Here is a 4269-nt window from a genome sequence, read left to right as displayed (position 1 = left end):
TGCTGACCGAGAACCGTTACTACGGCTCCGCGGCAGCCCGGAGCACATTACGGATCGCCCGGACCCGTGTCAACCCCGCTGGGCCAACTGGCTCAGCCGAGGTCGCTCAGCCGCCCTTCGGCGTCGGGCTGGGCCTCCTCCACCCTGCGCAGCACGCGGGTGAGCATCTCGCCGAGGGCTCCGCGCTCGTCGCTGGAGAGGTCCTGGAGAAGGTCTTCCTCGAAGACCGTGGCCTGGCGCATCGCCTCCAGCCACTTCTCCCGGCCGTCGGGGGTCAGCTCCACGATGACGCGGACCCGGTTGTCCGCGTCACGCTCACGGGTGACCAGGCCCTCGTTGACCATGCGGTCGATGCGGTGGGTCATGGCGGCCGGGGTGAGGCCCAGCCGCTTGGCCAGATCCCCCGGGCCCAGCTGGTAGGGGGCCCCGGACAGGACGAGTGCCTTGAGGACCTCCCATTCGGAGTTGCTGATGCCCAGCGTGGCCGACTGACGGCTGTATGCGACGTTCATGCGCCGAGTGAGCCGACTGAGCGCGCTGACGACCTGTTCCACCTGGGGGTCGAGGTCCTGGAACTCGCGCTGGTACGCCGCGATCTGCTCTTCGAGGGTCAGCAGGTCGTCGGGGCCGGGGGTCTCCGCCATGTGAGCAGTATGACAGGACACCCATTGGCACTGAAGTCCTTACCTCTGTACTCTTAAGCATTGAAGTTTAGCTTCGAAGTCTTCAGAGATCGACTCTCCGGGCTGACCCGCAGGTCAGGCCGGTTTTCCTTTGCTCCTCCTCGACCTAGGCAGGTGAGTGTGACCACCGCGATGGGCGCAGCGCTGCGCCGTATCCAGCTGGGCAACGCGCTGAGCGCGTTCGGCAACGGCTTCACGGTCCCGTTCCTCTTCGTCTATGTGGCGCGGGTGCGGGGCCTCGGCGCGAATACCGCGGGCGTGGTGCTCGCGACGTTCGCCGTGGCCGCGCTTGTCGTGCTGCCCTTCATCGGTCGGTTGATCGACCGGCGAGGGCCGCAGTCCGTTGCCGTCGCGGGCGCGGTCGCCGCCGCTGTCGGATCGATGGGGCTCGGGCTGGCGGCGAGTGAGCCGCTGGTCATCGCCGCGGCCGGAGTGCTGGGCGCGGGCATGGCGGCCATCCAGCCCGCGCTGGCCACGCTGATCGTCTGGTGCTCGACGCCGATCACCCGGTCGCGGGCCTTCGCCACCCAGTTCTTCCTGGGCAACCTGGGTCTCGGGGTCGGGGGGCTGCTCGGCGGGCTGCTGGTGGACACCTCCGCCGCCTCCAGCTTCGTCCGTCTCTTCGCGATCGACGCGGCGATGTTCCTGGTGCTCGGTGCGGCGGTGGCGACCGTAAGGCTGAGGCGGTCCTTGGTGTTCGACGGCCCGGTGCCGGCCGCCGGTGAGCAGCTCGGCGGCACCGGCGGCCGGCCTTCCCTGCTCGCCGATCGCGCCATGGTGCAGCTGTGTGTGCTGGGCTTCGTGATGTTCTTCGCCTGCTACGGCCAGTTCGAGTCCGGGCTGACGGCATTCGCGGTGGACGTCGCCCGGATATCGCCGTCGATGCTGGGCATCGCCCTGGCCGCGAACACGGCGGCGATCGTGCTGGCCCAGTTCGTCGTGCTCAAGCTGGTCGAGCGGCGGCGGCGCAGCCGGGTGATCGCGCTGGTCGGGCTGGTCTGGACGGTGGCGTGGTGCGCCGCCGGGGCCGCCGGGCTGGTGCCTGGAAGCGAGGCCATCGGCATTACGGCGATCATCTCGGCGTACGCGCTCTTCGGGCTCGGTGAGGCGATGCTGTCGCCGACCGTCGCGCCGCTGGTCGCCGACCTGGCGCCGCCGTCGGCGCTCGGTCGGTACAACTCGGCGTTCTCGCTGGTGAAGCAGCTGGCCCTGGCGGTGGGCCCGGCGGCCGGCGGGCTGATGGCGGGCGCCGGGCTGTACGGGACGTACATCGCGGCACTGATCGGCTGCTCGCTGGGCATCACCGCGCTCGCGCTGAGGCTCGGCAAGCGGCTCACGGCCCAGCAGGACAATCCGCTGCGGGCGGTCACCGGTGCCCCGGTGCCCGCGCCGCGGGCGGCCGCGTCGGACGAGGTGATCACCGCGGCCTGAACCGGCCGCCAATCCGCCCCGCCCTGGTCCGGCGAAGGAGTCACTCGGCTCCGCCGTGCCAGGGCGATGTGCGTGTCGGGGCCGGTTGTCCCTGTCCTGCCCGGGCCCGTCACCGGTGTGTCCGGCCTCCCGCGCGGCTACGGCCCGTTGGCAGAGGACACCGGTGAAGGAATGCCCGCCGCCCCCGTTTCCGGACGTACTCGGGCGGCTCCGGCGACGCGAGGAGGGGAGGGGCCGTGCCAGCGTCCGGCGGTTTCCAGGAGCCGTCGTCGGGAGCAGGATCCCTCCCGACGACGGGCGCTAGCCGGCCGGGAGGGCGAATTCGCACCACACCGCTTTGCCGCCGCCCGGGGTGCGGCGTGAGCCCCAGGACGAGGCGATGGTCGCGACGATCGAGATGCCGCGTCCGGCCTCGTCCACCGGTTCGGCCCGGCGGCGGCGCGGCAGATGGTCGTCGCCGTCCGTCACCTCGATGATCAGGCGCCGGTCGGTGCGCCGCAGCCGCAGCCGCATGGGCGGTGTGCCGTGCTGGAGGGAGTTGGCGACGAGCTCGCTGGCGGCGAGCACGCCCAGATCGCGCAGCTCCACGGGGAAGCGCCAGCTGGCGAGGACCCCGGAGGCGAAGGCACGGGCGCGAGGTGCGGCTTCCACTCCGCCGAGGAGCTCCAGCGCGGCGTTGTGGAAGAGCTCCGCGTCATGTCCGGTGCGGGCGGGGTGCTGGAGGACGAGCACCGCCACGTCGTCGTCGTGCTCCGCGGTGATGCCCAGCGCCCTGATGAGCCGGTCGCACATCACCTGGGGCGAGCCGGTCGCGCCCGCGAAGACGCGCTCGAGCGCGGCCACACCGTCGTAGATGTCCTTGTCGCGCCGCTCCACCAGACCGTCGGTGTAGAGGACCGCGCTGGCGCCGGGGGCGAGCGGGACCGAGCCGGAGGTGTGCAGCCAGCCGCCGGTGCCGAGCGGAGGCCCGGTGGGCTCGGAGGCGCGGCGCACGGTGCCGTCCGGGTCGCGGACCAGGATCGGCAGATGCCCCGCGGAGGCGTAGACCAGGCGGTTCTCATTGGGGTCGTGGACGGCGTAGACGCAGGTGGCGATCTGGTGGGGGTCGATCTCGGCGGCCAGTCCGTCGAGGAGCTGCAGGACCTCGTGCGGCGGGAGGTCCAGCCGGGCGTAGGCGCGCACGGCGGTGCGCAGCTGGCCCATGACGGCGGCGGCCCGCATGCCGCGGCCCATGACGTCGCCGATGACGAGGGCGGTGCGGCCGGCGCCCAGGGTGATGACGTCGTACCAGTCGCCGCCCACCGCGGCGTCCGTGCCGCCGGGCTGATAGGTGGCGGCGACGCGCAGATCGTCGGGCTGCTCCAGCTCCTGGGGGAGGAGGCTGCGCTGGAGGGTGACGGCGGCCTCACGCTGGAGGCGCTCGCTGGCGCGCAGCCGCTCGGCGGATTCGACCTGGTCGGTGACGTCGGCGCCGAAGACGAGCACACCGCGGATCGGCTCGGTGGCCGGGTCGGTGCCGAGGGCGGCGGTGCCGGTGACGGGGTCGATGGCGTCGCTGACGGCGTCGGTGACGATTGTCTCGGGGACGGCCGTCTCCGGCGTGACGGCCTTACGGAGGAGGGCGGCCGCGATGGCTCCGTCCGCCGGCGCTCCGTCCACGGCCCCCTCGGCCGGCCGCTCGTCCGCCTGCTCACCGGGGGCGAGGACCGTCGGCGCGGCCATCTCGATCGGGGAGCAGGTGAAGGTGTAGTAGCCGTGGCGCGACCGGCCGGGGCCCGGGGCCGAGCCCTCCTGCCGCGGTCCGGGGGTGGTCGCCGGGCGGCCCGCGGGCACCCGCCGGGACTTCACCGTACGGGGCTTGCCGCTGCGCAGCACCTGGTCCATGAGCGGCAGCAGCCCCAGCTCCCGCAGCTCGGGCAGGGCCTGGCGGGCGGGCGTGCCGAGGGCCCGGGAGCCGAAGAGGTCGGCATAGGCGTCGTTGAGATAGGCGATGCGGTGCTCGGGGCCGTAGACCACCGCGACCAGCGCCGGGACCTGGCCGAGGAGGTCATGGACGGACAGCCCGTCGAGCGTGGGGACGGCGGCGGGCGGCGCGGCGCCGTCAGGGGTGGCCGCGGGAGGATCGCCGGGTCCCGAGGGGTCGGCGCGCTCGCCC

General features: G+C 73.0%; 3 protein-coding genes. 1 reads left to right on the top strand and 2 read right to left on the bottom strand.

Going from position 1 to position 4269, the window contains the following annotated elements; all coding sequences use genetic code 11:
* Positions 1–92: 92 nt before the first annotated feature.
* Complete coding sequence (locus tag AXW62_RS39200; RefSeq protein WP_030843281.1) at positions 93–644, bottom strand: MarR family winged helix-turn-helix transcriptional regulator; 552 nt, start codon at positions 642–644, stop codon at positions 93–95.
* A 159-nt stretch (positions 645–803) separates the two neighbouring features.
* On the opposite strand from AXW62_RS39200, the gene AXW62_RS39195 reads away from it, so the two are divergent.
* The gene (locus AXW62_RS39195) at positions 804–2114 is read left to right on the top strand and encodes an MFS transporter (RefSeq protein ID WP_060948514.1); all 1311 of its coding nucleotides are present in this window, start codon (positions 804–806) and stop codon (positions 2112–2114) included.
* Positions 2115–2414: 300 nt separating this feature from the next.
* On the opposite strand, the gene AXW62_RS39190 is transcribed toward AXW62_RS39195, so the two are convergent.
* Positions 2415–4130, bottom strand: coding sequence for an ATP-binding SpoIIE family protein phosphatase (locus AXW62_RS39190; RefSeq protein ID WP_370682978.1), 1716 nt, complete (start codon positions 4128–4130; stop codon positions 2415–2417).
* Between the last annotated feature and the right edge of the window lie 139 nt (positions 4131–4269).

It is taken from the genome of Streptomyces hygroscopicus subsp. hygroscopicus, assembly GCF_001553455.1.
GTDB classification, from domain to species: Bacteria; Actinomycetota; Actinomycetes; order Streptomycetales; family Streptomycetaceae; genus Streptomyces; species Streptomyces hygroscopicus.
Note: the sequence above shows the minus strand (reverse complement) of the source record. Positions and strands in the feature narration are given on the sequence as shown.